We start from the raw sequence: 26,357 nt of genomic DNA on the forward strand, positions 1-26,357 counted from the left end.
TCTGAAATTATTGTTTAATCAAATTCAGCATTACAACATCATTTTCATTGATTTTGAATTCTTTGCTGAAAGTTTCTTTTGCGTCAATTGTAATTTTTTCTGTTGCAATTGGCGCTCCGTTATTTTTCTCTTTTATTGAATTGACTTGTTCTCGTGTTAACTGACTTGGTTTATTCATTGCTAGATAATCTGCGTAAGCGTCGTTTACTTTGTATCCAACTTTGTAAATTTCCAATACATATTTTCCTTTTTGCATTCCGTCTACTTCAATTTTGACTTTTCCTTTTTCTTTTGATGGAAGATCTTTAATGTAATAGGTCTGATTAAGCTCTTTATCTCCTGGATGCGTATTCGTAAAATCCCACAATAAAACCTGAACGTCTCCTTTTGTATTTTTAGAAGTCCAAGAAGCTTTATCTGAATTTTGAAGTTCTGTTTCTCCTAATTTATTCATTAAATAATAAGAGAAATAAGCCGGCTTTTTAATTCCCTGCGTATTCAATAATCCGAAACCGCCGTGGAAAGGCGTAAATCTTGGCCCTGCTTCTTCAAAAATATCCGTAAAAACCCAATACGACATTGAGTTTGCTGCGTTTCCAACTTGTTTTATTTTCTGCAAAATATAAGCTGCCGAATGATAGCTGTCGTGAATTGGATCTGCAGGCGTATAAGAGGTACTCCATTCGGTATAATGCAATTCCAAATTTGGTTTAGCCGAAGCTGCAATTTGTTTTCTTGAATTTAAAATATCACCGCTTACGCTAAATTCATCCTGACTTAAAATAGTTCCCGACGTTCCAAATTCATCCAGATATCCGTGTTTAACACCGTAAGTATGTGTCGAAACAAAATCCATTGGCACATTATTCTTTGCGCAAAAATCAATTGTTTCAGGAACCCACGCTGCTCCCGCCGTTGCTGGACCGCCAACTCTATAGGCTGTGTTTACACTTTTTATTGCTCTAGCGCTATATTCATATAATTTAAAATAATCTGCCTGCGTTCCTGTCCAAAATCCTGGAGATAAATTGGGTTCATTCCAAACTTCAAAATACCATGTTTTTACTTCTTCTGCTCCGTATCTTTCTGTGAAATGCTGAGTCAAGTTTTTAATTAAATCTTCCCATTTTTTATAATCTTTTGGAGGCGTAACATTTCCTTTCCACCAAAAAATGGTTTCTTTTCCGCTTGCTAAAGCATTTGGCATAAAACCCAATTCCACAAATGGTTTCATTTTTAGACTAATAATATAATCGAACAAAACGTCTACATATTGGTAATTGTATTCTGGATTTCCTTTTTCGTCTTCACGATAAACGGCCATGTCATCGGTCAATAAACCATGAAAGCGGATGTATTTAAAATCGCATTCTTTTTTAACCAATGCCAATTGCTGCTGCCAATCTGCACGAAGACCTTCATTTGCTCTTCCTGCGCCGATGCATTCTTTGAACATGGTGTTTAATTTTCCGGCTTCTTTTTTGAAATCTACTTTTATAATTCTATTTTGAGAATCAGCGTTTGTTGTTTGTGCAAATGATTTAAAACTTGCCAAACCAACAAAAACAAATAGTATAATTAGACTTTTTTTCATGTTTAAGTTTTATTCTTTTACAATTATTTAGCTGAAATTTTCTTTTTCAGAAGTATATTATCTGAAGAATTTCCTATCTGAATCTCAATTGTATTTTTTTCTAGTTCGAACACTTGTTTTCCAGTATTCCAATATTCTAAATCTTTCACTTTTACAATCAAATCAACATTTTTGGTTTCTCCAGCTTTAAAGAAAACTCTCTTAAATGCTTTCAATTCTTTTTCTGGTCGTTCTACTTTCGATTCTAATTGTTTTAAGTAAAGCTGAACCACTTCATCGCCATCTTTATTTCCAGTATTTGTAATAGAAACTGTTACTTTTAATTCTTCATTTTTCGAAATAGTTTCAGAACTTGTTTCAATCGAATTGTATTTGAAAGTCGTATAACTTAATCCGTAACCAAAAGCATATAATGGTTTCTTTTTGAAATACATATATGTTCTTCCATTTCGAATGTTATAATCTAATAAATCTGGAAGATCGGTAATATCTTTTACCCAAGTTTGCGTTAAACGTCCTGCAGGATTATAATCTCCAAATAATACATTTGCCAATGCTGTTCCTGTTTCCTGACTATTCTGCGCCATATGCACAATTGCTGGAACATTTTCCTGAGTCCAATTGATTGCATAAGGAAAACTGCTCATTAATACGACCGCCGTTTTCGGATTTGCCTGATAAACTACCTTAATCAAATCTTCTTGTTCTAAAGTTAGAGATTGGCGGTCAACCGCTTCTTTTCCTTCACTTGGAACAGGACAATTTGCCCATCCAGCATTACAAACCGGATGATTTCCAACAACCATAATTACAAAATCTGCTTTTTTTGCGATTGCTGCTGCTTTTCCGTCAATGTTATTTTTTGCGACTAAAACTTCAACATTATTTCCCAACTTCTTTTTTATTCCTTCCAAAGGCGTAACAACATAAGGAGGTGTTCCGCTGTACCAGTCCAAAAGCACTTCATCTGCTCGAGGTCCAATTACGGCAACTGTTTTTATTTTTTCTTTTTGTAAAGGCAGAAATCCGTTTTCATTTTTCAATAAAACAATAGATTTTTGAGTTGCCTCTAAAGCGATTTTTTTGTGCGCTTCTGTTTTCCAAGGATCAATTGTGTCTTTATCTTTTCCTATTTTCAAATATGGATTTTCTTCTGAAGCATCAAGCATTCCAAGTTTTATCATTACTCGATAATTCCCGCGCAAAACTTCATCAAGATCTTTTTCTTTCAAATATCCATTAGAAAGAGCACCATAAATGCCATCTATAAATTCATCCAAAAATTGGTTAATACCCGCTTTTACAGCTGCGGCAGCTCCTAAATATTTGTCTGCATAATATTTATGATCTGAAAGAAGCAGTTTAAAAGCACCTCCATCGGTACAAATAATACCATTTTGTCCCCATTCTTTCTGCGTAATATTTTTAAGCATCGGATGTACCATTGCCGGAATTCCATTTACTTTGTTATACGCCGCCATATAAGCACGCGAGCCTCCTTCAACAACCCCCATTTGAAAAGGAAGTGCGTAATATTCTCTCCAAAGTCTTTCATCAAAATCAGATGATGTATAGGTTCTTCCATCTTCATTGCTATTTGCCAAAAAATGCTTCATCAACGAAGCCGTTTGCCAGTATTTGGAGTTATTCCCTTGCAATCCTTTTACAAAAGCAACTGTCATACTTCCGTTAAAAAAAGCATCTTCTCCGTAACTTTCTTCAGTACGTCCCCAGCGCGGATCTCTTGCAATGTCTGCATTTGGAGCACGAACTACCAATCCGCCCCGATTGTATTTTTGCAAAGCAAAACGGGTTTCATAACCTTCAACATTTGCCACTTTTTGAAGAAGTTCAACATCCCAAGTTTCTCCTAAACCATAAGCTTGGGGAAAAGTGGTTGTTGTTAGTGGCTTTTTGTTTTTTCCTCCCCATTCGCCCGGTCCGCCCAAAGCTAAACCATGCAATCCTTCTACATGACCTGTACCAATAAGCCCTAATCTTTTTACTGACGGATTTGTGCTTAAAGCCTGAACTTTTTCATCCAGCGTCATCAAAGACAGCAAATTATCAATACGCTTTTCAGTATTTAAATTTGGATTCTGAAAAGGATATTGCTTTTGCTGCGATAACATCAAATTAGCAGATAAAAGAAAAAAGATATAAAGAATACTGTTTTTCATTTTTTAGAACAAGGACTAATTTTTTTATTGTGTTTATAAACCCGACAGATTTTCAAAATCTGTCGGGTTTTAGAAATTAATAATTACAATTTTTTAAATCTCACTGCTCCACCACCAGCTCCACCTAAATTCAATTTTAGAGAATCTGTAGATTTTACTGTTTTCTTAGAAATTGCCACTGCTTCTGGATTGTGTTTTTGATCTGTTCCTTCAGCATCAACATAAATTTGTGCTTCGTAAGTTGCATTTGGATCTAAGAATGACAATGAAACATTTACATTTCTTGGATTTTCATTTGTTAAAGTTCCCAAATACCAATCAGCGCTATTTCTGTCTTTTCTTGCTGTTGTAATGTATTCGCCAATTTTTCCTTCTAAGATTTTAGTATCTTCCCAATCTGTTGGAACATCTTTTAAGAATTGTAAAGCTGGTTTTCCTTCGTAATTTTCTGGAAGATCCGCCAACATTTGAATCGGAGAATAAATCGTCACATACAACGCCAATTGTTGCCCAACTGTTCCTTGAATTCTTTTTCCTGGATAACCTTGTTTTACCTCAACATCAAAAATTCCAGGTGTGAAATCCATTGGTCCAGAAAGCAATCTTGTAAAAGGAATAATACTTAAGTGGTTTGGTGGATTTCCTTCGCTCCAAGCATTATATTCTTGTCCGCGCGCTGCTTCTCTTGAAACCATGTTTGGATAAGTTCTACGCTCTCCTGTATCTTTTATCGATTCGTGGTATAAAACGGCTAAATCATATTGAGCTGCTTTTTCTAAAATGTATCTGAAATAATTTACTCCAAACTGTCCAAAGTGCATTTGCTTCATATTCAATTTAGAACCAACGTGACCGATTTTTACGGTGTGTATTCCAAGTTTTTTGTATAAAGCAAAACCTTCGTCAACTTCTTTTAAATAGTTAATTAAGTTCGAACCTGTTTCGTGATATCCGATTAATTCGATATTCTTTTTCTTTCCGTATTCAACCACTTTTTCAAGATCGAAATTGTCTGCACTTTTTGTGAAGCTAAACATGTGCATACGGTTTTCATACCAACCTGGAGTCCAACCTTTATTCCATCCTTCAATTAATAAATGATGAAAACCTTCTTTTGCTGTAAAGTCGATATATTCTTCGGCGTGTTTTGTAGTTGCTCCTTGTTTATCACTCTCCCAAAAAGTATATTTCCCGATGTGCATTCCCCACCAGATTCCTAAATATTTGTATGGTTTGAAATAACTGTTTGTATTCTTTAATTTGTTTGGTTCGTTTAGATTTAAAACCAAATAAGAAGTAATCAATTCTCCCGGATTTTCTCCAATTTGAAGTGTTCTCCAAGAAGAAGTGAACGAATCTTTTACACGAACTTTTACTCCATCTGCCCACGGCACTAAATCTGATTTTAACTCTGTTCCTTTAGTGTTTACCAAAGTCATACTTGCAAAATCAATCAGGTTTGCCTCATGGAAACTTAACGCTAATCCGCTTTTACTTTCGATTGTTAGTGGAGTTAAAACTGTATCTAAAGTGCTTACAGGCGCATCTTTGAAAAGATATTCGTCACGGTTTTCTCTGTTGGCTGGAATCCACCACGCTTTTCCGTCTTCTTTTAAGTTGAAAGTCGTTTTTTCATCCATGATGAAAATACTGTCTTTTACATTTTGTTTTGGATAAACATATCTAAAAGCAACTCCATCGTCGAAAGCACGAAACTGAATTTGTAATTTTCTCTTATTTCCAGTTTTTTGCTGTAAATCAACAACCAATTGATTGTAATGATTTCTAATATTTTTCTTTTCTCCCCAAACTTGTTCCCAAGTTTCGTCAAACGTAGAAGTTTTTGCTCCTTTAATTTCAAAGTTTGTGCTTAAATCTTCATTTCCTTTCAATACAAATCCCATATCAGACGGAGAAATTACTTCAGTCTTTCCGTGAGAAACTGCATATTTTGGAGCGTTTTTTACTAACTCAAATTTGATTGTATTCTTTCCGTTTGGCGATGCCAATTCGTAAGCATTTTTCGTTTTTTGACTATAGCCAACTGCTATTGAAAACAGTACGGCTGGGAGAACTAGATAGTTTTTCATGTTTTTTGGAATTATATTTTTTTTGCCACAGATTAAAAGGATTAGAAAGGATTTTATTTATTTTTCTCTCGCAGATTTGGCAGATTGAGCTGATTTAAAAATTTAAAAAAATCTGCATGATCTGCTAAATCTGCGAGAGTACTAATCCGTTTAATCTGTGTAATCTGTGGCTATATTCTTTTTCGCCACGAATTACACAAATTAACACCAATTCAATTCGTGGAAATTCGTGCAATTAGTGGCAAACTTTTTTTTTATTTTGCCCACTCGGTTTTAAAAGTGGTTTTTCCGTTTAACGGATTTGCTGTAACATCGAAATTGTTTCCGTTTTTGTTCACTTTTATTTCTTGTACTGCATCACCTTCAGGTAAAAATACTTTGGCTGTTGCCGAAGTCGTTTTGTCGCTTGCGTAAACTTTTAATGTCAATTTGCTCCAATCCATATCTTTTGTAGACTGCGCTAAACCGATGTGTGGAAGTGCAGTTCCATCTTTTACTAAAACTACGATTGGCACTTCGCCAGCTTTGATTTTATGCCAACCAGATTGGTATACTTTTTTAGTTTGATAATCAATCCAAGTTCCTTCTGGAAGGTAAACGTCTCTTTCTTCAACTTCTTCAAAAAGCGGTGCAACCAACATACTTGAACCAAATAAATATTCGTTATCAACTAACCAAGCTCCTGGATCGTTTGGATATTCTACAAAAAGAGCACGCATCATTGGCAATCCTTTTTGAGAACTTTCTTTTGCTTGAGCGTAAATATATGGCATTAACTCGTAACGCATATTATCTGCTTTTCTAAATCCTTCTAAGAATTCTTTGCTATACAACCAAGGTTCGCGAGGCGGTTCTCCGTGGCTTCTTACGTGAGATGTAAACATTCCGAATGGTGTCCATCTTCTGTAAATATTCTCCGGAGATTTAGTTGCAAAACCTCCAACGTCATGACTCCAGAAACTGAATCCGCTAAGACCTAAAGAAAGTCCGCCGCGTAATTCTGCTGACATTGCTCCGTTGCTAGTTTCAGAATCCCCTCCCCAATGTAAAGGGTAACGTTGAGATCCAGCCCAAGTACTTCTTGCCCAGATTAAAGTATATCCTTTTTCTTTTTGAGTGATTTCTGCCACTGCTTTGTTGTATCTCAATGGATATAAATTGTGCTCATAGAAACCAGTTCTTCCAGAATGGTAAATTCCGTCTGGCGGAGCGGCTTCTCCAAAATCTACTTTGAAAACTGCAACACCTTCATCAAATAACTTTTTCAATTTTCCTTGGTACCAAGAAATCGTTTCTGGATTTGAGAAATCTAAAACAGCATCTTCATACGGAAGATTTCCTTTTCTGTCTCTTACCGCCAAGTTTTTATCCATAATTTCTGGAAATAAAGTATTCTTTGGCGTGAAATAAGGCAACTGCCATAAACAAACTTGGAAACCGTCTTTCTTTAAATCAGACATCATTTTTGTAGCGTCTGGGAAACGAGATTTTGCAAACTCGTAGTTGTTTCTCCAATCTACATCAAACCAGCCTGTATCGAAGTGAATAACATCGGTTGGAATTTTGTATTTACGTAAATCTCTGGCAACGTCACGTCCTTCTTTTTCTGAGAAATAAGTGATTCTACTCATCCAGAAACCGAATGACCAAAGTGGTGGCATCGCTGCTTTTCCAGTCAAATTCGTGTACTGATCTAAAATGTCTTTTGGTTCTCCGATAAAGAAAAACAAATCGGCTTCGTCATCTCCAATATACATTTCGTTGGCACTTGAAAAGTATTTTCCGAAGTCAACTGTAATTGGTGTTGAATGATGCATGAAAACTCCGTAACCGCGGCTGCTCATGTAAAACGGAATCGGTTTGTACATTGTTTCATTTTGGATTCCGTTTGCGTCATCCGTCCATAAAACTACTTTTGAACCGCGTTTGTTGAATTGTGTGAATGATTCACCGCAACCAAATATTTTTTCGTCTGGCTCTAAACTGAAAGCTGCTCCCATACTTCTTGAGTAATCGCTGTTTCTGCGAACGTAAGAGAACGGAAGTGTTGGAGTATACGTGTTTTTAAAATCAGTATCGTGAAGTGTGCTTGTCAGCAGTTTTCCTTTTTCATCATAGATTTTTACGTGCCACGGTTTTGTCAAAATTTCAACTCTTCCGTGTTTACTTGTATAACTGTGACCGCCTTCAATTTTAGCATATTTCCATAATTCTGGGTGATTTGGCGCAACGCCGTCAACCAACATTAGAGATTCTTTTTGAGGATGAAATTGCGGTCCAGAAGTCGTTTTGATACGAACCGTTCTATCTGAAACAAACTGAATTTCGAATGGCAAAACAGGAGATTCTGCATATTCTGTTGTTGGAAATTCGTTTGCTTTTTCAACATCTGGTTTCATCATCATGTTGTTGAAAGCCTGACGTGTTTTGTAATTGTATCTCAAATATTTGATCGTTCCTTTTCCTGTTGCAGGGTCAAAAGAAGCTAGTTCGTCCGCAAAATAAAAAGTGTTCAGATAGTTCTGAAAATCTTTACTGATATCTATTGGTGCATTCAGTACATCTGCATTTTGGATTTGAGCGTTAGCATTTGGAACTGCTAAAAATCCAAACATGACAGCAGAAAATAATGCAGTTAGTTTTGAGTTTTTCATTGGTTAATAATCTAGATGTTAGTTTTCCTGCAAGGTTTTTAAAACCTTGTAGGTCTTTACTTTTTTTATTTAAAATATTATAGATACCTACAAGGTTTTAAAAACCTTGCAGGAACTTGACTTATTATTCTGTTGTAATTACAATAGTGGACTGTTTTAATCCGTTTGCTTTTGCTGTTAATTCCAATCTTCCCGATTTATCTCCAGATTGTACAATAACCAAACATTTTCCAGCCAAAGCCGTATGTTTATTTCCTTTATACGATTCATGACTTACAGGATCTCCGCTGCAAACACCTACTATTTTTCCGTTTCCTATTAAAGAGAAATTAATTTCGTTATTCGCATTTGGAACTAAAGTTCCTTTATCATCTAAGATATCAACCGTGATAAATGACAAATCGTTTTTGTCTGCTTTTATAGTGTTTCTATCCGCAGTCAATTTTAATTGAGAAGGATTTCCAGCAGTTTTAATTTCTTTTTCTAAAACTACCTTTCCATCTTTACGAGAAATGGCTTTTAAAGTTCCTGCTTCAAAAGGAATTCTCCACATTACGTGCAGATCGTCTCCTTTTTTGCTTCTTTTTCCAACTGATTTTCCGTTTACGAAAAGTTCCACCTCATCAGCTTTATTGTAGTATGACCAAACATCAACTGTCTGTCCCGCTTTCCAGTTCCAATGCGGAAAAACGTGAAGAACGGTTTTATCTGTCCATTCACTTTGGTACATATAATAAACGTCTTTCGGGAAACCGGCTAAATCTACAATTCCGAAATATGAACTTACCGATGGCCATTCGTATGGCGTTGGTTCTCCGATATAGTCGAAACCTGTCCAAACGTACATTCCTGCCAAGAAATCGTGTTTTTTAATTACTTTCCAAGTCGCTTCGTGTGTAGAACCCCACGGAGTTTGAACTTGATCGTAAGCTGAAACCGTATTTCCAGGATTTCCACCTTCAAATTTTTTATCCCAACTAACCGGCCATTTTTTTATAGTATCTGAAACAGCATCATAATATCCTCTTGTCTGTAAGCCTGAAGTTGTTTCAGTTGCGATGAAAGGCGTATTTGGAAAATTCTTTAAATGATGTTCGAATGTCTGATGTGCATAATTGTATCCTATCAAATCTAAAACTCCAGATCCAGCAAGTGGATTAATTGAAACATTCTTTTTCTCAAACTGCAAAGTCACTGCATCAATATTCATATTTACTGGCGGATTCATTCCTGCAGTGATTGGTCTTGTTTTATCGTATTGGCGTGTAATTGCCGCCAATTCTTTTGCAATTTCAATACCTGTTTCATTCCATTGTTCTGGAATTTCGTTTCCAATACTCCACATAAAAATACTAGCATGATTTCGGTCGCGCAACAATTGATCGATTAAGTCTTGTTTGTGCCATTTGTCCCAATCATTTGCATAATCGTATTTCGTTTTGTTTTGTTTCCACATATCAAAAGCTTCATCCATAACGATGAATCCCATTTTGTCGCAAAGCTGTAAAAGTTCTGGAGCAGGCGGATTATGTGAAGTTCTGATTCCGTTTACACCCATTTCTTTCAGGATTTCTAACTGACGTTCAATAGCACGCGTATTGATTGCAGAACCTAACGGACCTAAATCGTGGTGCATACAAACTCCTTTTATTTTGACTTGTTTTCCATTCAAAATAAAACCTTTGTTCAAATCGAATTTAAAATCTCTGATTCCGAAAGTGGTTTTGTATTGATCGATGATTTTATCGTCAAGCGAAATTTCAGTAACTGCTGTATACAATTCTGGATTTTCAACTGACCATAAAATCGGATTTTCAACTTCTGCCGATTGATTCAGAGTTTGATTTTCGTTGCCATTGATGGTTATTTCTTGAGTAACCGATGTTACTTTTTTGTCTTCTTTAAAAATGGTGGTCGTTACTGTGGCTTTTTTACCTTCTTTGTATTGATTTTTAATTGTTGTTTCAAAACTTATAGAAGCTTTTTCGGTTGTAACTTTTGGAGTTGTAATGTAAGTTCCCCACTGTCCAACGTGAAGTTTATCTGTTGTTTCGATCCAGACATTTCTAAAAATTCCCGAACCAGAATACCAGCGTGAATTTGGTTGTTTTGAATTGTCAACCTTAACAATTATTTCGTTGTTTTTGTCTCCGTAATTTAAGTATGGAGTAATTTCATATTGAAAACCAATATATCCATTTGGACGTTTTCCTAAATAATGCCCGTTTACCCAAACTTCGCTGTTTCTATAAACGCCATCAAAAGTGATTGAAGTTATTTTTGTGCTGTCTTCTGCAGCAACTTTAAATGTTTTTGTATACCAGCCTAAACCTCCGCTGAGCGATCCGCCTCCATATCCGGCAGGACTTTTTTCATCAAACTTTCCTTCGATACTCCAATCGTGAGGAACGTCTAAAGTTCTCCATTTTGTTGAAGCTCCAATTGTATCTTTATCAACAATACTGTCATTAAGATGAAAGCTCCAATCTTCATTAAAAGAAACTTTTCGGTTACCAAATTTTTCGTCTACAGATTTTTTGCATGCTGTAAGTAATAGCAAGCTTGCAAAGAGTAATCCTATTTTTTTATGTGCAGTGGGCTTAAACATAATGTTTTTAAAATTTAATAACCTGAAAGCAGTTTTTAGGCTGCTTCCAAGTTATTAGTTAACCAAAATTTATTTCATTTAAGGGAGTATATAATGGAATACAAACCACTCGTCTTTTCCTGCATCATAAGAAGTTCCAAACCAAATACCTTTTGTAAGATAGTCATTATTGTAAGCTTTTACGACTTTTATAACATTGGTTGTTGGGTTCATCCAACTTCCTGAGTTTTGAATTAAGGTATTAGAACCCAAGTTAATTTCATTTTCAGCTTCATTTATTGTAAACAATCCAGTAGTTACTACACCATCTTGACTTCTTGTGTAGTTTAGTTTTCCTCCAAATTGATCAAAACGAATCCATGAATTACCTGCAGCTGCTGCCCAATCGTCATTCCATCCCCAATTGTATGAACTTGAAGCTCCTGTTGTCCAACCTTTTCCTTTTCCTAACCAGTCAACTGGATTTCCGTTTCCATCTAAAGCCCAAACTCTTCCTGTACCAGTACCTCCAGTAAGCATTTTTAATAATTCGCCTGGAGCAAAAGTTGGATTAAAACCTTCATCATAAGTTGGTCCAGTTACTGGCGGTACGTAATTGTCTGCATATTCTTTTGAAACAAAATTCCAGATATACCACCATGGCCCTTCGCTGTTGGTTCTCAAAATGGCAATTCTTAACTGGTTTTCAGTAAGTTTTAAGATTTTGATATTATTATTCCAGTTGCTTGCGTTTGCAATATAATTATCTGGTCTTAAAATTGTTGCTCCAGTTGTTGTTAAAGTATGCGTATTAATATCTAAGAAATAAGTACCGCTTTCTTTTAGAGTTCCGTCTGCTTCATTCACTTTCATAAACGGTCCTCCCTCTAGACTGAAGGTCATGGTTCTTCCCCAATGCATATCTGCATCTGTACTTGAATTTGCATTACCTTCTGGCTCCCAGTTTGGTGTAAAATTATTCCATTCTACTGTTGTGCTAGGATCTGCATAAGACATTGCTCCAAGAGCCATACCGTATTTACCATTATCAGCAATCCATACTTTTTGTTTTCCTACTCCTCCAGACAGAGCTGTCCAAAGTTCATCGTTAACATAATTTAAATTATCCTCTGTTACCGTTACCGTTACTGGATCAAGTTCTACAATACCACCACCTGTAATAGCTGAAATTTTAATGGTATAATTTCCTTTAAAAGCATATTGTACTGTTTGTACTGCTTTATCCGATTTTCCTGTTACGTAATCCCAGTTTAGTACAACTCCAGGTGTTGTGTTTTTTAAGATTACAGTATTTCCTCCTGGATCTTTTGCTAAATCCTGAGTAATTTCAAAATGTATATCCGATTTATCAATCGGGCCGTCTAAAGAGTAACTATCCGGCGAACAAGATGATACTAGCATTGCCAGCATCAATAATGAGGTGATGAATGATTTAATATTTTTCATTTTCATATGTTTTTAGTTAAAATTACCAACCAGCATTTTGTTTTAACACTCCACTAGACAATGTAATTTGTGTATTCGGAATTTGCTGTAATCCTTGTGTTGCTAGGATTTTTGCTGCAGAAATAGTTTTAGTAACTGGACTTCCTCCGCTAAGAAGTTGAGTCGTTTCGGCAATTGTTGTAGAAGCTTTTCCAACTCCTTGACGCAATAAATCCCAATATCTAACTCCTTCTAGAGCAAACTCTAAATATCTTTCTTTCATAATATTATCACTATTCACAGCCAAAGAAGTAAAGTTTGTTTTGTAAGCTCTTCTTCTAACTTCATCAAAATAAGCTTGTGCATTACCGCTTCCTAATTCAGCAGCCATTAATAATACATCAGCATATCTTAACACAACATAATCTTGAAACTGGCTGATATCCCAAAACTGACTTCCCATAGTTAACGGAAGGTCTTTTCCATCTTTATCTACCATTGGAGAATATTTTTTGTTGTAGTAACCAGTGTATTCTCTTTGGTTATTTAATTTATCAAATGGTATTTTTTCTTCTGTGATTCCAATTACAGTTGCTGTACGTCTTGTATCATTAGCCGCGTAAGCATTATACAATTTAGAATTTACAGTCACACCCCAGCCGCGTCCGTATGGATAAGAAGAAAACTCTCTCATTCCGAACATTACTAGCCAGTGGTTACCGTCAGTATTTCCGTTATAATCACTTGTGTAAGTATATTTTATAGAAAACACAAATTCTTTATTGTCTTCACCAGCATATTTATCAACTGAAGCTGCAGGCCAAAGTGTAGAAAAATCATCAACCAAAGCATGTCCGCTTCCTGCTATAACATCTTCTAAGTGCTGTAATGCCTGTGCTTTTGTAACTACACCAACCAAATCAGATTTTCCGTAGTATCCTGTGTAATACAAGTAAACACGTCCAAGTAGCGATTTTGCCGCCCATTTAGTAACACGTCCGCTAGTTGTTGCATTGTAAGCTACTGAAGGTAAATTGTTTGCAGCAAAAACTAAATCTTCTGCAATTACTTTATAGACATCATCTGGATTTGCTTGTGGAATGTTGTCTGTTGAAGGCTCTGTCAAAAGAGGGATATTACCCCATAAACGTACCATTTCAAAATACAAATAAGCTCTAATAAATCTTGTTTCAGACTCATAAGTTTTTCTCAAAGTCGTATCGCCTTCCCAGTCAATTTGATCCATTTTCTGCAAAAGAACATTACAACGGTAAAGTGCTTTGTAGTAACCAATCCAGTTACCATTTAACATATCAACATCTGATGGAGAACGTGTAATATCGAATTCATCAATAGCAGCATAATTGTATCCATCTGAATTTCCAGTTCCTCCAAAACAATCATCAGACATAATTTCACTCACTACAGGAACTCCCATTCCCGAAGCTCCAGTCGCTACTTGCATTCCGTCATAACATCCTACCAATGCAGTATAAGCATCGTCTTTATTTTTGTAAAAATTTGTATCTGTTTGCTGTGTCAAAGGTTCTGTTTCTAGACTGCAAGAACCTAGAGAAAGTAAACTAAAACAGAAAATATATAAATATGTATTTTTCATTTTTTTATTTATTAAAGTTTAACATTTAATCCCATCATGAATGTTCTTGGTCTTGGGTAGTAACCTACGTCAACACCTGATGAAAACTTTTGGTCAGTATTTGATGAACCGAATCCAATTTCAGGATCCATTCCATCATATTTTGTAAAGGTATATAGGTTTAGAACAGAGAAATAAAGTCTAAACTGACTTGCGAAAAATGGTTTCGATTGTTTCATTTTTGCTAAATCAAATCCTAATGTAACGGTATTAATTCTTAAGAAGTCACCATCTTGAACATATAAATCTGAAAATTGCGTAAAGTTTCTATTGTCTTCTGTTACTCTTGGCATTGTATTAGAAGAACCTTCACCATGCCAACGTCCTAAAATTGCTGATGTGTAATTTCCGTAAGCTCCAGCTTGATTTCTGTATGATTGTACAATTTGGTTTCCTGCTACTCCATTCGCGTTAAGCGAGAAGTCGAAAGCTTTATAACTTGCTGACAAAGAGAATCCGTAAGTAAAATCTGGATTCGGGTTTCCGATACTTGTTTTATCAGAAGCATCAATTTTGTCATCTCCGTTTGTATTTACATAAATAATATCTCCAGGTGCTGCATTTGGCTGTAATACTACACCGTTTGCTGATTTATAATTATCAATCTGAGCTTGATTTTGGAAAACCCCGCCTGTTTTGTATCCCCAGAAATATCCTAACGGATGTCCGTTTTCTGCTCTATAGAATTCTCCAGCATTGTCATAAAGTTCGTTGCTCAAACCGTGAATAATTCCATCAGAAGTAGGTATTTGTCCAACTGTGTTTTTATTATAAGCACCGTTTGCACTAATGCTGTAATTAAAATCTCCAATTTTGTTTTGGTAATTTAAGCTCAACTCTACCCCTTTGTTTACTACATCTCCTCCATTGATAAACGGCGGATTTGCACCAGCAGTAGCTAAGATTGGAGCTAGAATTAACCAATCTTTGTTTGTCTTTTTGTACACATCGAAGTTTACACTTAATGCATTGTCTAAAAATCTTGCGTCAAAACCAAGGTCAATCTGCTCTGAAGTTTCCCATTTTAAACTAGGATTCGCTAAATTTTCAAGATAAGCACCTGGAGTAAGAACTCCTTCTTCATTACCAAAAGTGTAATTAGTAGTGTTTGATTTTACTAATGCTAAGTATTGGAAAGGACGAATACTTTGGTTACCAACTTGTCCCCAGCTTCCTCTAAATTTAAGGAAATTGAATACTTTAGAATCTTTCAAAAATTCTTCGTTTGATGCAATCCAACCTGCAGAAACAGATGGGAAATAACCCCATTGATTTCCTGGTGCAAATTTTGAAGAACCATCAGCTCTAAGCGTTGCACTTAACAAGTAAGTTTCTCTGTAGTTATAATTTAATCTTCCGAAGTATGACATTAATTTGTTCTCGTACTTACTTCCTTTCATACTCATTTTAGCACCATCTTTATTGGTAGTGTTATCTAACCAAGCATGTTCTAAATCGTTAAAAACTGAATCTGCGTTAGCTGCTTCAATAGAAGTTACATTATAAGTGATGTAAGAAGAACCTGCTAATGCTTCAAAATGATGATTTTCTCCTGCATTAAATTTATAAGTCAATAAGTTATCCCAGTTAATGCTTCTGCTCTTGTTCATGTTTTGATTCACTCTGTCAAAAGCATTGTTTGCATAAATAGATAAACTGTAAATTGGAGAATAAGAATGTCCTTCATTTACATTATAGTCAAGACCTAAAGTAGTTTTGAAAGTTAAATTCTTAATTGGCTCAATCTGCAAGTAAACATTTCCTAACAATTTTTGGCTGTCACTTTCATTCTGATTGTTATAAACCATCATCGCATATGGGTTTGATACTCCTGTCAACCAAGGCTCTGTACTTTTTGTTGTATCAAAATAATTTCCGTTTGCATCATACATTGGTAGTAATGGAGTCGCTTGAAAAGCACTTCTCAAAGAGTTATTATATTGATTTCCAACTCCAATTCCATTTTTATCCACATGAGCAAAACTTATATTTTCACCCAATGTCACTACATCTTTGTATAATTTATGTTCTGAGTTGAATCTGAAATTGTATCGTTGATAATTTGATAAATCTTTTCCTCCAACAACACCTTCTTGGCCTAAATAAGATAAAGAGGTAGAATAAACAGAAGTTTCTGAACCTCCAGAAGCACCAAATGCAAAGTTTTTAGTCGCTGCATTTTCAGTCAGCATCTTATCCATCCAATTGGTTCCAGATCCTAAAGCTGCAATTTGATCATTTGTAAAATATGGATTTTTACCTGAGTTTACAGCCGCTTCATTTAATATTGTCGCATATTCTTTTGCATCTAGTAAATCTACTTTTCTTGCTACAGACTGCACACCATAATATTGGTCAAAAGTAATTTGGCCCGGAGCACCACGTTTTCCTTTTTTAGTAGTTACTAAAACAACTCCATTAGACGCTTGCGATCCGTAGATAGCAGCCGAAGCCGCATCTTTTAAAACCGAAATCGATTCGATATCTGCATTATTTAAATATGAAATATCTCCAGTCAAAACGCCATCAACTACATACAAAGGATTACTTCCTGCAGTAGAACCAACACCTCTAATTACAACATTTAAGCTTTCGCCTGGCTGTCCTGATGTAGAAGTAATTTGAAGTCCCGCAGCTTGTCCTTGAAGTGCCTGAAGAGCATTTGTAGTATTGGTTTTTACAAGACTCTCGCCACTTACCTGCGAAACAGCATTGGTTACCATTGCTTTTTTCTGAGAACCATATCCGATTACTACAATTTCTTTAAGTTCTGCCGTTTCTGGATTCAAAACTACATTAACCGTTTTTTGAGCTCCAACAGTAATATTCTGTGTTTTGAAACCCACAAAAGAGATTGCTAAAACTTCTCCTGTTTTAGCCTCAATTTTATATTTTCCATCAAAATCGCTAATAGTACTCGATTTTGTTCCCTGTACTTGTACAGTTGCTCCGGGAATTCCAAATCCGTCTTCGGAAGAGGTAATTGTCCCACTTACAGTTTTGGATTCTTGAGCAAATCCAAACTGCATCATAAATACGCTAAGCAGCACCGCCATAAAATATGGAAGCTTTGTTGTTTTAATACAATTTTTGCTTTTCATAATAAGAATTGATTAAGTTTAAGTTATAGTTAGTGTTTTTTTACCTTAGGAGAAATCCGGAAAAACTTCCCAAGCAGGTCGTGCCAAAAATGAGGGCCTGAATCTCATTTCTAACATTTAATACTTGCAGACTATAAACAACTTCAAAATCGATTCTTTGGGCAAAATTTGATGATGGTAATCGCATCAAAAAGCTATTTAAATCAATTTTTATAAAAAACATTTGTGGTAAGTTTAAGTTAAGTGTAAGTTTGTTCTTTTTTTGCTTATGGTCAGTTTGAATTTATCTTATGGTAAATTTGACTACAAGTGTAAAACAAATTTTCTATATTAACAAAATATTAAGGTTATTTTTTTTCAATTCTGATTAATCCTAATTCATTTTTATTAATGTTGTAAAATCCAAACAAGAATTAAAATAAAAAATATAGAAAAGCTAACGTTTTATGAAATTGACAATCAGCTGCTTAAGAAATGATTTAAAAAGAGAACTTTTTTAGTACATTTTTAAACACCTGATTATCAAAATTTTATTTCGTTAAAAAAAATATAAGTCTTTCAAAAAGGTTAGTAATGATTTTATTTATTTAATTTGTCAAAATTTATCTCACATATGGTTGAAAATGTAGAAGACAAAACTGCTCTAAAAAATGAAAACAGTGCGATGAATGCCATCACGATTGACTGTGTTATTTTTGGATTTGATAAAGGCAGCCTTGAAGTGCTTTTGGTGCAGCATGCTGAAGGAATCAGTAAAGGAAAATGGGGACTTCCGGGTGGGTGGATTTATAAAAAAGAAAGTACCGACAACGCCGCTCATCGTTTGCTGAATGAGCTTACGGGTCTTGATAATATTTATCTGGAACAGTTGAAAGCATTTGGAGATCCAGATCGTTTTCCGCTACGACGCGTTATCACAATTGGATATTATGCGCTAGTAAAAAGAGAAGATTATAACATCAAAGCAGGTTTTACAGCTTCGGACGCAAAATGGTATAAAATCAATGAGATTCCAGATTTGATTTACGATCACAATGAAATTTTAGATTATAGCATAAAACATCTTAGAAGTAGAGTTCGCCAAACACCTATTGGTTTTAACTTATTGCCTGAAAAATTTACTCTATTACAATTAATGCATTTGTATGGAGAAATTTTAGGAATTGAAATGGACAAACCAAACTTTAGAAGAAAAATTCTTCATATGAAACTTCTGGTTGCATTAGACGAAAAACAACAAGATGTATCGCACAGAGCTGCACAATTGTATAAGTTTGATCCAGAAATTTATAAAAAACTAACTGAAAAAGGATTCAATTTTGAATTCTAATTTTCAATACAAATTAATAATACGATAATAATAAATTGACTGAAATAACCACTAATCAACATAAACCAGCCGTAGACGGAATCACAATTGACTGCGTTTTCTTCGGTTTTAATAAAGAGAGTCTAGAAGTTCTCTTGGTTCAGCACGCTCAAGGCGAAAGTATCGGTAAATGGGGGTTACTTGGCGGATGGCTTCAAGCTGATGAAAGTGCCGATGATGCCGCACAACGTATTTTACAGGAACTTACCGGACTTGAAGATATTTATCTAGAACAGCTAAAAGCCTTTACAAATCCGAAGCGTGTTTTAGAAAGACGTGTTGTCACTATTGGCTATTATACATTGGTTAATCGTGAAGATTATAATATTAAAGCCAGTTTACGAGTTATTGAAGCAAAATGGTATAAAATAAATGAGATTCCGGATTTGATTTTTGATCATAACGAAATCCTGAATGTCAGTTTAATGCAATTGCGTAATCGGGTGCGTCAAGCTCCAATCGGATTTAATCTTCTGCCAGAAAAATTTACTTTATTACAATTAATGCATTTGTACGAGGAAATTCTCGGAATTGAATTGGATAAGTCCAATTTTAGAAGAAAAATTCTTCATATGAAACTGCTAACAGAATTGGATGAAAAACAAAAAGACGTTTCGCATAGAGCCGCAAAACTCTACAAATTTGATGACGAAATGTATAAAAAACTAACTCAAAAAGGATTCAATTTTGAGTATTAACAGAACAGCCTAAAGAAAATCTTTAGGCTGTTTCTTATTTTTTTACGGAATGCAGACGATTATTACATTACAATAACCTCCGACAATGCCAGGAAACTTAGAAGGATCTTCTGTTCCAGAATTAGCGGCAACTCCTTGGCCACTTGGACAGATTGATGTTGGCACACCATTTCTTGGTCCGCATACTGTTCCCAATGTTCCTCCTGTAATACTTTTCATTTGTTCTCTGGTAAGCTTTTCATACTTTTGAGTAAGCTTTGTGATTTCTTTTTCCATAATTCTTGGGGTTTAATTAGTAAATAAACATTTCATTAGTATTCTTGACTTTGAATTGTCCTGTACACTGACATTTCAAAAAAAATATATGAAACCAAAAGGAGATCAATCTTATGGTTAAAATGACTACAAGTTTAATCAAATTAATCCAAAGTGACAATTATTCGTACAAAAAATACATTTTCATCACCAAAATGTTTATTTCACCATTATTTACTAAATTTTAATTCCGCCAATCTTAATCAAATAAAATATTCTTCAAGTTTTAACCTCAAAAAACAATAGGAAAGCAAAAAGTTTAAAAGCTGAAAAACAGGTTTTTGACTTCTGTATTCAAAATCGAGCAACTAAATTCCAGAATCCAAAACTTTGCGCTATCTTTGCGCCTTAACAACACGTTATAAAGCAATTGTTTTATCGTGTTTTATTCCCAAAAAAAACACTAAAACTCGATTAGAGAACTGATATATACAAATGAAGAAGATACGTAATTTTTGCATTATTGCACACATTGACCATGGTAAAAGTACATTAGCAGACCGATTACTAAGTGCTACACAAACCGTTACAGCTCGTGAAGAAAAAGCGCAATTGCTTGACAACATGGACTTGGAGCGCGAGCGTGGAATTACCATTAAGAGTCATGCCATTCAGATGGAATACAAATACAAAGGCGAAGAATATATCTTAAACTTAATTGATACTCCTGGACACGTTGACTTTTCGTACGAAGTTTCAAGATCGATTGCTGCCTGCGAAGGTGCGCTTTTGATTGTAGATGCTGCGCAAAGTATCCAGGCACAAACAATTTCAAACTTATATTTAGCTCTTGAAAACGACTTGGAAATTATTCCAGTTTTAAACAAAGTCGATTTGCCAAGTGCTAATCCGGAAGAAGTTAGTGATGATATTATCGATTTACTTGGTTGTAAATTAGAAGATATTATTCACGCGTCAGGAAAAACTGGTTTTGGTGTTGAGAACATTCTTGCTGCCATTATCGAAAAAATTCCTGCTCCAAAAGGTAATCCAGAAGAACCATTGCAAGCTTTGATTTTTGACTCGGTTTACAATCCATTCCGTGGAATCGAGGTAATCTTTAGAGTTGTAAACGGTGAAATCAAAAAAGGCCAGAAAATTAAATTCATGGCTACAGATAACGAATATTTTGCTGACGAAATTGGAACTTTAAAATTAAATCAGGTTCCTAAAAATGTAGTTTCGGCAGGAGATGTTGGTTACTTGATTTCTGGAATTAAAGAAGCTCGTGAGGTAAAAGTGGGTGATACAATTACAGATGCAAAAGTTCCAACAACTAATATGGTTGCTGGTTTTGAGGATGTAAAACCAATGGTATTCGCAGGTATTTATCCTGTTGATACAGAAGATTATGAAGATTTACGTTCTTCAATGGAAAAATTACAATTGAATGATGCTTCGTTAGTATTTACTCCTGAAAGTTCTGCAGCATTAGGATTTGGTTTCCGTTGCGGATTCTTAGGAATGCTTCACATGGAAATTATTCAAGAACGTTTAGAGCGTGAGTTCGACATGACTGTAATTACAACAGTTCCTAACGTTTCGTATTTGGCTTACACGAAGAAACATCCAGAAACGGCAATCGTTGTAAACAATCCTTCAGATTTACCAGAGCCTTCAAAATTGGATAGAGTTGAAGAGCCATTTATTAAAGCAACTATCATTACAAAATCTGACTTTGTTGGAAACGTAATGAGTTTATGTATCGAAAAACGTGGTTTAATTACCAACCAAACCTACTTAACAACTGAAAGAGTTGAGTTAAATTTTGATATGCCTTTGGCCGAAATTGTATTCGATTTTTATGATCGTTTAAAAACAGTTTCAAAAGGTTATGCTTCTTTTGATTATTCTCCTATCGGAATGAGAACTTCGAAATTAGTTAAATTGGACGTTCTTTTGAATGCTCAGACAGTTGATGCTCTTTCAGCATTAATTCACGAAGACAACGCTTACAACATTGGTAAAAAAATGACTGAGAAATTACGTGAGTTAATCCCAAGACAGCAATTCGACATTCCGATTCAAGCGGCAATTGGAGCTAAAATTATCGCTCGTGAAACGATTAAAGCACTTCGTAAAGACGTTACCGCAAAATGTTACGGTGGAGATATTTCGCGTAAGCGTAAACTTCTTGAAAAACAGAAAAAAGGTAAAAAACGTATGCGTCAGGTAGGAAACGTTGAAATTCCTCAAGAGGCGTTTATGGCTGTTTTGAAATTGAATGACTAAGCTTTTCTTTTTAGAGAATAGAAGAAAGAAACAAGAATATAGATTAAACCCGACAACTTTCGTTATCGGGTTTTTTATTTGAATATAATCCATTTCTTATCTTTTAAAATTTGTAAGTCAAAACTTATAATTTATGAAATTATTAACTTAATCGCTTGTTTTTTAACGCTTTCAGATAAATTTAAAGTTAATTTTAAGATAAAATTGTATTTTTAATCTTACAACTTTAAAAAATAAAAGATTATGAAAACCAAATTTTCTGTTATTCTAGCGTTATTTACATTTTACTTTGCAAATGCTCAGCAAGATCAAGTTGATTCAGAAATGAATTCTGCAAAAGGAATTACTTTTCAACATGGAGATATGTTTATAGAAGGTTCTATCCAGATCACTACTGGTGGTGATAAAGACTATTATGCTTTTAATCCCAAATTTGGATATTTTCTTAATGATAAATTTGCCGTTGGAGGACAATTGAGCTATTCCAGCAATAAAGTTGAAGCAACCGATGAAAAAACTAATATTTTTGGAATCGGTGGTTTCGCAAGATATTATGTATTGGAACTCGATAAAAAACGATTCAAAGCTTACGGAGAAGTAGGTTTAGGATACGGCAGAAATAAATACGAAAGTCCAATTACTGGTACAGATAATAGCAATAGTTTAACAGCCAATATCAATGTCGGGTTAAATTACTTCTTAACTAAAAACATTGCAGTTACTTTTACTCTTGCTAATTTATTATCATACAACAGTGTTTCTCCAGAAAACGGCCCATCTTCAGATACTTTTCAATTAAACATCAACTTATTTGAAAACATCTTCGATCAACCAAAATTCGGATTATTATTTAGATTTTAATTCGTTTATAATATAACTCAAACCCCTCAATAATTCAGTTTTATTGAGGGGTTTTCTTAAGACATAAGTGTTCCGCATATTCCTAATCCAATAATTAAATATAGCGCTCCAATAATAAAGCAAATCTTTGCTCCATTGGGATGATTTTTCTTAATTGCTAAGCCAATGATTGTCATTAAAATTGGCGGTCCCACCATAATCGCTATAAAAAATGCGACCAAACCTCCTAAATTACCTACTTCTAGTGCTGTCATATACTTTATGCATTAGTTCTTAATTCTTCTAGTTTTTTTACTTTATCATCTCTGTAAAACAAATTCATGGTTTCAAAAGGAATTATTTTATTGTCCTTATTGACAATATGCACACATGATTTTTTTATTGCTCTTACATCAAAATTATATGCATCGATAAACTGCATGATAATAATTCTAAAAAGATTGTCGTAACCTAATTCTGGTGCATCAATATTAGGAAGGCAACATAAAATCGATTTCAAGTTTTCTTGCGCTACTTCTACAGAATTTCCTGTGCTAAACAGATCTATCATTTTGCCGCGAAGCACTTCATCTTGTTCGTAAATAATCGTGTTTTTACTATTGTCTAATAAATCATTCGGATTAATATATCGTGTTAGTGGAAAAACTTCTTCTCCCAGTTTCAAAGCATAACCCATAACTAAAGCATCAGGATTACAAGGAACCGGAAGTAAATCATCTGAATTAAAAACATTGGTTTGCTCCAGAATTTTTCTTCTCACTTCTGTTAATGTCATTCGATCAGTTTCTAAATTGAAATTCTCCAATCGGCCCGCAATTTGAGTTGGCTGGAATGTAACACCTCTAACGCATTTTTGCTTTAGAGCAAACTCAATAATTTTACCTATTTCATGATCGTTTAATCCTTTCTGAAGCGTAACCACCAAAGTTGTAGACAGATTAACTTCGTTTAGATTTTCTAAAGCTTGTTTTCGTATTTCGCTTAAATCAGCTCCACGCAATTCTTGCAATACACTGTCTTCAAAAGAATCAAACTGAAGATAGATCTCAAAATCTGGAGCATAGCTTTTTAGTCTCTGAACAAATTCTTTGTCTTTTGCAATTTTAATTCCGTTTGTGTTTAACATTAAATGCTTTATCGGAATTGATTTTGCATAATCTAAAATTTCAAAAAACTCAGGATGTATGGTTGGTTCTCCTCCACTAATCTGCACCACGTCTGGCTCTTTTTCATTTTTAACAACCGTATCAAGCATAACTTTTACTTCTTCGAGAGTTCTGTGTCTACCATAATTAGGTGATGAACCTGCATAACAAGTCGGGCAAGTTAGATTACAACGATCTGTAACCTCGACAACTGTAAGACAAGAATGCTGTTCATGATCTGGACATAAGCCACAATCGTACGGACAACCATAATGCGTTTTTGTATTAAAAGTATACGGCATTTCAGATGGTTTATTATAATTTCGGATATTCTTGTAATATTGAATATCGTCGGCAATTAAAACCTTTGAGTTTCCATGCTCTGGGCATCTTTTAAGCATATAGACGTTTTCGTCTTCAAAAACAATTTTAGCATCAATTCTTTTTAAGCATTCTGGACAAAGGCTTAATGTAAAATCATAATAAGTATATTTTCTAACTGGCATTTTTTACAAATAAATTTAAAATTGTTTTGTTATAATAGAGCAGACAAATTAAACATAAGATCTGAATGGAACTTATTCCGATAATTAGGAAATAATTGGGTTTCAGAAATTCTACGAAAAAGCGAAACGCAAAATAAGCAATCATAAAATACTGAAATAGTAATCCGTTTTTTAAATTTTTAGTTTTCAATTTCTTCAAAAGAAAAAACAGAACAATCAGAAAAATTAATTCGTATAAAGCAATTGGATGCCTCATAATATTGTCGCCAAGATTCATCCCCGTAAAAAAAGTCGTTTCTTTTCCGTACGTAAACTCATTGGTTCCAGATAAAAAACAGCCAACTCTGCCTATAAAAATTCCTAGAATAATCGGAAAGGTAAATAAATCTCCTGATGATTCTTTTTCTCCAATAATCTTCTTAGCAAGTTCGACACCTAATAATCCTCCAAACAATCCTCCCATAATTGTTTTGGCATTAAAGAGTTCTAAAATAGATTTGACATCAGAATGAAAAATAGGATTTTCTAAAAAACCCATAATTCTAGACCCCAAAAAAGCTCCAATTGCCGCACCCAAAATAATCGATAACCTGTTTGTGGAAACAATAGTATCATTCGTTCTTTTTCTCAAAAAAACATAATATCGGTATCCTAAAAAAAATGCCAAATATTCTAGAACTAAATGGATATTAATTTCATAACCAAAAATAACTGGCTCAAAAGGAAGCTTCATTCGACACTTTAAAATTTAATACTATAATTCTGTAAAGATGCGAAAAAATGTTTAAATTCATTTGACTTATAAAGTAAAAGCTGTTTCAATTTGGAACAGCTTTTTTTATTCTCTTTAGTTTTTACATTTGTATCTTTGAATCTTTGCATCAGCAAAAAGACTTAGAATCTCAGCAACTCAGAACCTTAGAATCTTAAAAAAAATGCTCGACGAAACCCCGAAACGATTTGACCGAATTGTTGCCATTCTTATTCAATTGCAGTCTAAAAAGATTGTAAAAGCACAAGAATTGGCCGATCGTTTTGAGTGCAGTTTAAGAACCATTTATAGAGACATTAGAACTTTGGAAGCATCTGGAGTTCCTATTTATAGTGAAGCTGGAGTTGGTTATGCTTTAATGGACGGATATAGACTTCCGCCAGTTATGTTCACGCGCGAAGAAGTGAGCAGTTTTATTGCAGCCGAAAAGTTAATGCAAAAGTTTACTGATCCTACATTGGGAACACATTATGCGTCGGCGATGTACAAACTGAAATCGGTTTTAAGAAGCAACGATAAAGATTATCTTTCAAACATCGAATCAAGAATTGTAATGCAGGAAGCAGAACCAATGTTTAATGATAATTCGCCCAATACTTTGGCTGTGCTTTTTGAGGGAATTGCGGAGAAAAAACAAATTCTTTTAACTTATAAAACCTTTGAAAAAGAAGAAACCACGCAACGAAATTTAGAACCTGTTGGCGTTTTTCATGATAATAACAATTGGTATTTTCTGGGTTATTGCCATCTTAGAAAAGATTACCGCCAGTTTAGAACCGATAGAATTCAGGAAATAAAAAAAACAGATCTTGATTATACAATAGAACACGATTCTCTGGAAACTTATTTAACCAAATCTGATAAGATTCCAACCACAAAAGTTCGAATCCTGGTTCAGAAAAAAATCGCGCGATACTTAGCAACCGAAAGGAAATATCACGGCTTTATTTCTCAAAAAGAAATTGGAGACGAAATCGAAATGACCTTTATGTCTCACAGTCTGCAAGATGGTTTTCCGAGATGGTTTTTAATGTTTGGAGATTATGCCAAAATTCTGGAACCAGAATCTTTAAAAACAAGAGTTTTAGAATTATTAGAAATCAATCGACAAAGGCTTCTATAAAAAAACTCCCAAAGAAATTCATTTCAT

The 26,357-nt window shown here is 34.6% G+C and carries 17 protein-coding genes; 5 read left to right on the plus strand and 12 right to left on the minus strand.

Annotated features, from left to right (window positions below; genetic code table 11):
* Positions 1-7 precede the first annotated feature (7 nt).
* The 8 genes from AC1Q5Z_RS08210 to AC1Q5Z_RS08245 all read right to left on the minus strand — a co-directional run bounded on the left by AC1Q5Z_RS08210 (position 8) and on the right by AC1Q5Z_RS08245 (position 17,309).
* Positions 8-1,594, minus strand: a complete 1,587-nt coding sequence (locus AC1Q5Z_RS08210; protein ID WP_492444285.1) for a GH39 family glycosyl hydrolase — start codon at positions 1,592-1,594, stop codon at positions 8-10.
* 23 nt (positions 1,595-1,617) lie between these two features.
* Positions 1,618-3,774: a glycoside hydrolase family 3 C-terminal domain-containing protein gene (locus tag AC1Q5Z_RS08215; RefSeq protein WP_492444287.1), complete on the minus strand. Its 2,157-nt coding sequence runs from the start codon at positions 3,772-3,774 to the stop codon at positions 1,618-1,620.
* 83 nt (positions 3,775-3,857) lie between these two features.
* Positions 3,858-5,864 (minus strand): glycoside hydrolase family 97 protein, encoded by a 2,007-nt coding sequence (locus AC1Q5Z_RS08220; RefSeq protein WP_492444289.1) that lies wholly within the window; start codon positions 5,862-5,864, stop codon positions 3,858-3,860.
* 254 nt (positions 5,865-6,118) lie between these two features.
* Positions 6,119-8,518: a glycoside hydrolase family 31 protein gene (locus tag AC1Q5Z_RS08225; RefSeq protein ID WP_343584954.1), complete on the minus strand. Its 2,400-nt coding sequence runs from the start codon at positions 8,516-8,518 to the stop codon at positions 6,119-6,121.
* 124 nt (positions 8,519-8,642) lie between these two features.
* Positions 8,643-11,126: a glycoside hydrolase family 2 TIM barrel-domain containing protein gene (locus AC1Q5Z_RS08230; RefSeq protein ID WP_492444291.1), complete on the minus strand. Its 2,484-nt coding sequence runs from the start codon at positions 11,124-11,126 to the stop codon at positions 8,643-8,645.
* A gap of 78 nt (positions 11,127-11,204) precedes the next feature.
* Positions 11,205-12,572, minus strand: a complete 1,368-nt coding sequence (locus tag AC1Q5Z_RS08235) for a hypothetical protein (RefSeq protein WP_492444293.1) — start codon at positions 12,570-12,572, stop codon at positions 11,205-11,207.
* 22 nt (positions 12,573-12,594) lie between these two features.
* Complete coding sequence (locus AC1Q5Z_RS08240) at positions 12,595-14,169, minus strand: RagB/SusD family nutrient uptake outer membrane protein (protein WP_198855268.1); 1,575 nt, start codon at positions 14,167-14,169, stop codon at positions 12,595-12,597.
* 11 nt (positions 14,170-14,180) lie between these two features.
* The gene (locus AC1Q5Z_RS08245; RefSeq protein ID WP_492444295.1) at positions 14,181-17,309 is read right to left on the minus strand and encodes a SusC/RagA family TonB-linked outer membrane protein; all 3,129 of its coding nucleotides are present in this window, start codon (positions 17,307-17,309) and stop codon (positions 14,181-14,183) included.
* Between the two features lie 613 nt (positions 17,310-17,922).
* Here AC1Q5Z_RS08245 and AC1Q5Z_RS08250 point away from each other — a divergent pair.
* Both AC1Q5Z_RS08250 and AC1Q5Z_RS08255 read left to right on the plus strand, forming a co-directional pair.
* Entirely contained in the window at positions 17,923-18,639 is a 717-nt protein-coding gene (locus AC1Q5Z_RS08250) for an NUDIX hydrolase (RefSeq protein WP_198855266.1), read from the plus strand.
* Positions 18,640-18,674: 35 nt separating this feature from the next.
* Positions 18,675-19,376 carry an NUDIX hydrolase gene (locus AC1Q5Z_RS08255; protein ID WP_198855265.1) on the plus strand — a complete coding sequence of 234 codons (702 nt, stop codon included), beginning with the start codon at positions 18,675-18,677 and terminating at the stop codon, positions 19,374-19,376.
* 42 nt (positions 19,377-19,418) lie between these two features.
* Here the strand turns inward: AC1Q5Z_RS08255 and AC1Q5Z_RS08260 are convergent, their stop codons facing one another.
* A complete protein-coding gene (locus AC1Q5Z_RS08260) occupies positions 19,419-19,652 on the minus strand; it encodes a hypothetical protein (protein ID WP_198855264.1) in 234 nt (77 codons plus the stop codon).
* Between the two features lie 474 nt (positions 19,653-20,126).
* Here AC1Q5Z_RS08260 and lepA point away from each other — a divergent pair, with 474 nt between their 5' ends.
* Positions 20,127-21,923, plus strand: a complete 1,797-nt coding sequence (gene lepA / locus AC1Q5Z_RS08265) for a translation elongation factor 4 (RefSeq protein ID WP_198855263.1) — start codon at positions 20,127-20,129, stop codon at positions 21,921-21,923.
* 243 nt (positions 21,924-22,166) lie between these two features.
* Positions 22,167-22,784, plus strand: coding sequence for an outer membrane beta-barrel protein (locus AC1Q5Z_RS08270; protein WP_343584943.1), 618 nt, complete (start codon positions 22,167-22,169; stop codon positions 22,782-22,784).
* A 56-nt stretch (positions 22,785-22,840) separates the two neighbouring features.
* Here the strand turns inward: AC1Q5Z_RS08270 and AC1Q5Z_RS08275 are convergent, their stop codons facing one another.
* The 3 genes from AC1Q5Z_RS08275 to AC1Q5Z_RS08285 are packed head-to-tail and all read right to left on the minus strand — an operon-like array spanning position 22,841 to position 25,168.
* Complete coding sequence (locus AC1Q5Z_RS08275; RefSeq protein ID WP_492444299.1) at positions 22,841-23,038, minus strand: hypothetical protein; 198 nt, start codon at positions 23,036-23,038, stop codon at positions 22,841-22,843.
* 5 nt (positions 23,039-23,043) lie between these two features.
* Complete coding sequence (locus tag AC1Q5Z_RS08280) at positions 23,044-24,435, minus strand: radical SAM protein (RefSeq protein ID WP_492444301.1); 1,392 nt, start codon at positions 24,433-24,435, stop codon at positions 23,044-23,046.
* Entirely contained in the window at positions 24,425-25,168 is a 744-nt protein-coding gene (locus tag AC1Q5Z_RS08285; protein WP_492444303.1) for a prolipoprotein diacylglyceryl transferase, read from the minus strand. The genes AC1Q5Z_RS08280 and AC1Q5Z_RS08285 overlap by 11 nt, the downstream gene beginning before the upstream one ends.
* Before the next feature lie 202 nt (positions 25,169-25,370).
* On the opposite strand from AC1Q5Z_RS08285, the gene AC1Q5Z_RS08290 reads away from it, so the two are divergent.
* Positions 25,371-26,330 (plus strand): helix-turn-helix transcriptional regulator, encoded by a 960-nt coding sequence (locus AC1Q5Z_RS08290; RefSeq protein ID WP_198855259.1) that lies wholly within the window; start codon positions 25,371-25,373, stop codon positions 26,328-26,330.
* The last annotated feature ends 27 nt before the right edge of the window (positions 26,331-26,357 follow it).

This window comes from Flavobacterium sp. GW823-FHT06G12 (assembly GCF_058794775.1).

Coding starts and splice junctions, on each gene's coding strand:
- AC1Q5Z_RS08210 (WP_492444285.1), bottom strand. CDS start 1,594: ATGAAAAAAAGTCTAATTATACTATTTGTTTTTGTTGGTTTGGCAAGT.
- AC1Q5Z_RS08215 (WP_492444287.1), bottom strand. CDS start 3,774: ATGAAAAACAGTATTCTTTATATCTTTTTTCTTTTATCTGCTAATTTG.
- AC1Q5Z_RS08220 (WP_492444289.1), bottom strand. CDS start 5,864: ATGAAAAACTATCTAGTTCTCCCAGCCGTACTGTTTTCAATAGCAGTT.
- AC1Q5Z_RS08225 (WP_343584954.1), bottom strand. CDS start 8,518: ATGAAAAACTCAAAACTAACTGCATTATTTTCTGCTGTCATGTTTGGA.
- AC1Q5Z_RS08230 (WP_492444291.1), bottom strand. CDS start 11,126: ATGTTTAAGCCCACTGCACATAAAAAAATAGGATTACTCTTTGCAAGC.
- AC1Q5Z_RS08235 (WP_492444293.1), bottom strand. CDS start 12,572: ATGAAAAATATTAAATCATTCATCACCTCATTATTGATGCTGGCAATG.
- AC1Q5Z_RS08240 (WP_198855268.1), bottom strand. CDS start 14,169: ATGAAAAATACATATTTATATATTTTCTGTTTTAGTTTACTTTCTCTA.
- AC1Q5Z_RS08245 (WP_492444295.1), bottom strand. CDS start 17,309: ATGAAAAGCAAAAATTGTATTAAAACAACAAAGCTTCCATATTTTATG.
- AC1Q5Z_RS08250 (WP_198855266.1), top strand. CDS start 17,923: ATGGTTGAAAATGTAGAAGACAAAACTGCTCTAAAAAATGAAAACAGT.
- AC1Q5Z_RS08260 (WP_198855264.1), bottom strand. CDS start 19,652: ATGGAAAAAGAAATCACAAAGCTTACTCAAAAGTATGAAAAGCTTACC.
- lepA (WP_198855263.1), top strand. CDS start 20,127: ATGAAGAAGATACGTAATTTTTGCATTATTGCACACATTGACCATGGT.
- AC1Q5Z_RS08270 (WP_343584943.1), top strand. CDS start 22,167: ATGAAAACCAAATTTTCTGTTATTCTAGCGTTATTTACATTTTACTTT.
- AC1Q5Z_RS08275 (WP_492444299.1), bottom strand. CDS start 23,038: ATGACAGCACTAGAAGTAGGTAATTTAGGAGGTTTGGTCGCATTTTTT.
- AC1Q5Z_RS08280 (WP_492444301.1), bottom strand. CDS start 24,435: ATGCCAGTTAGAAAATATACTTATTATGATTTTACATTAAGCCTTTGT.
- AC1Q5Z_RS08285 (WP_492444303.1), bottom strand. CDS start 25,168: ATGAAGCTTCCTTTTGAGCCAGTTATTTTTGGTTATGAAATTAATATC.
- AC1Q5Z_RS08290 (WP_198855259.1), top strand. CDS start 25,371: ATGCTCGACGAAACCCCGAAACGATTTGACCGAATTGTTGCCATTCTT.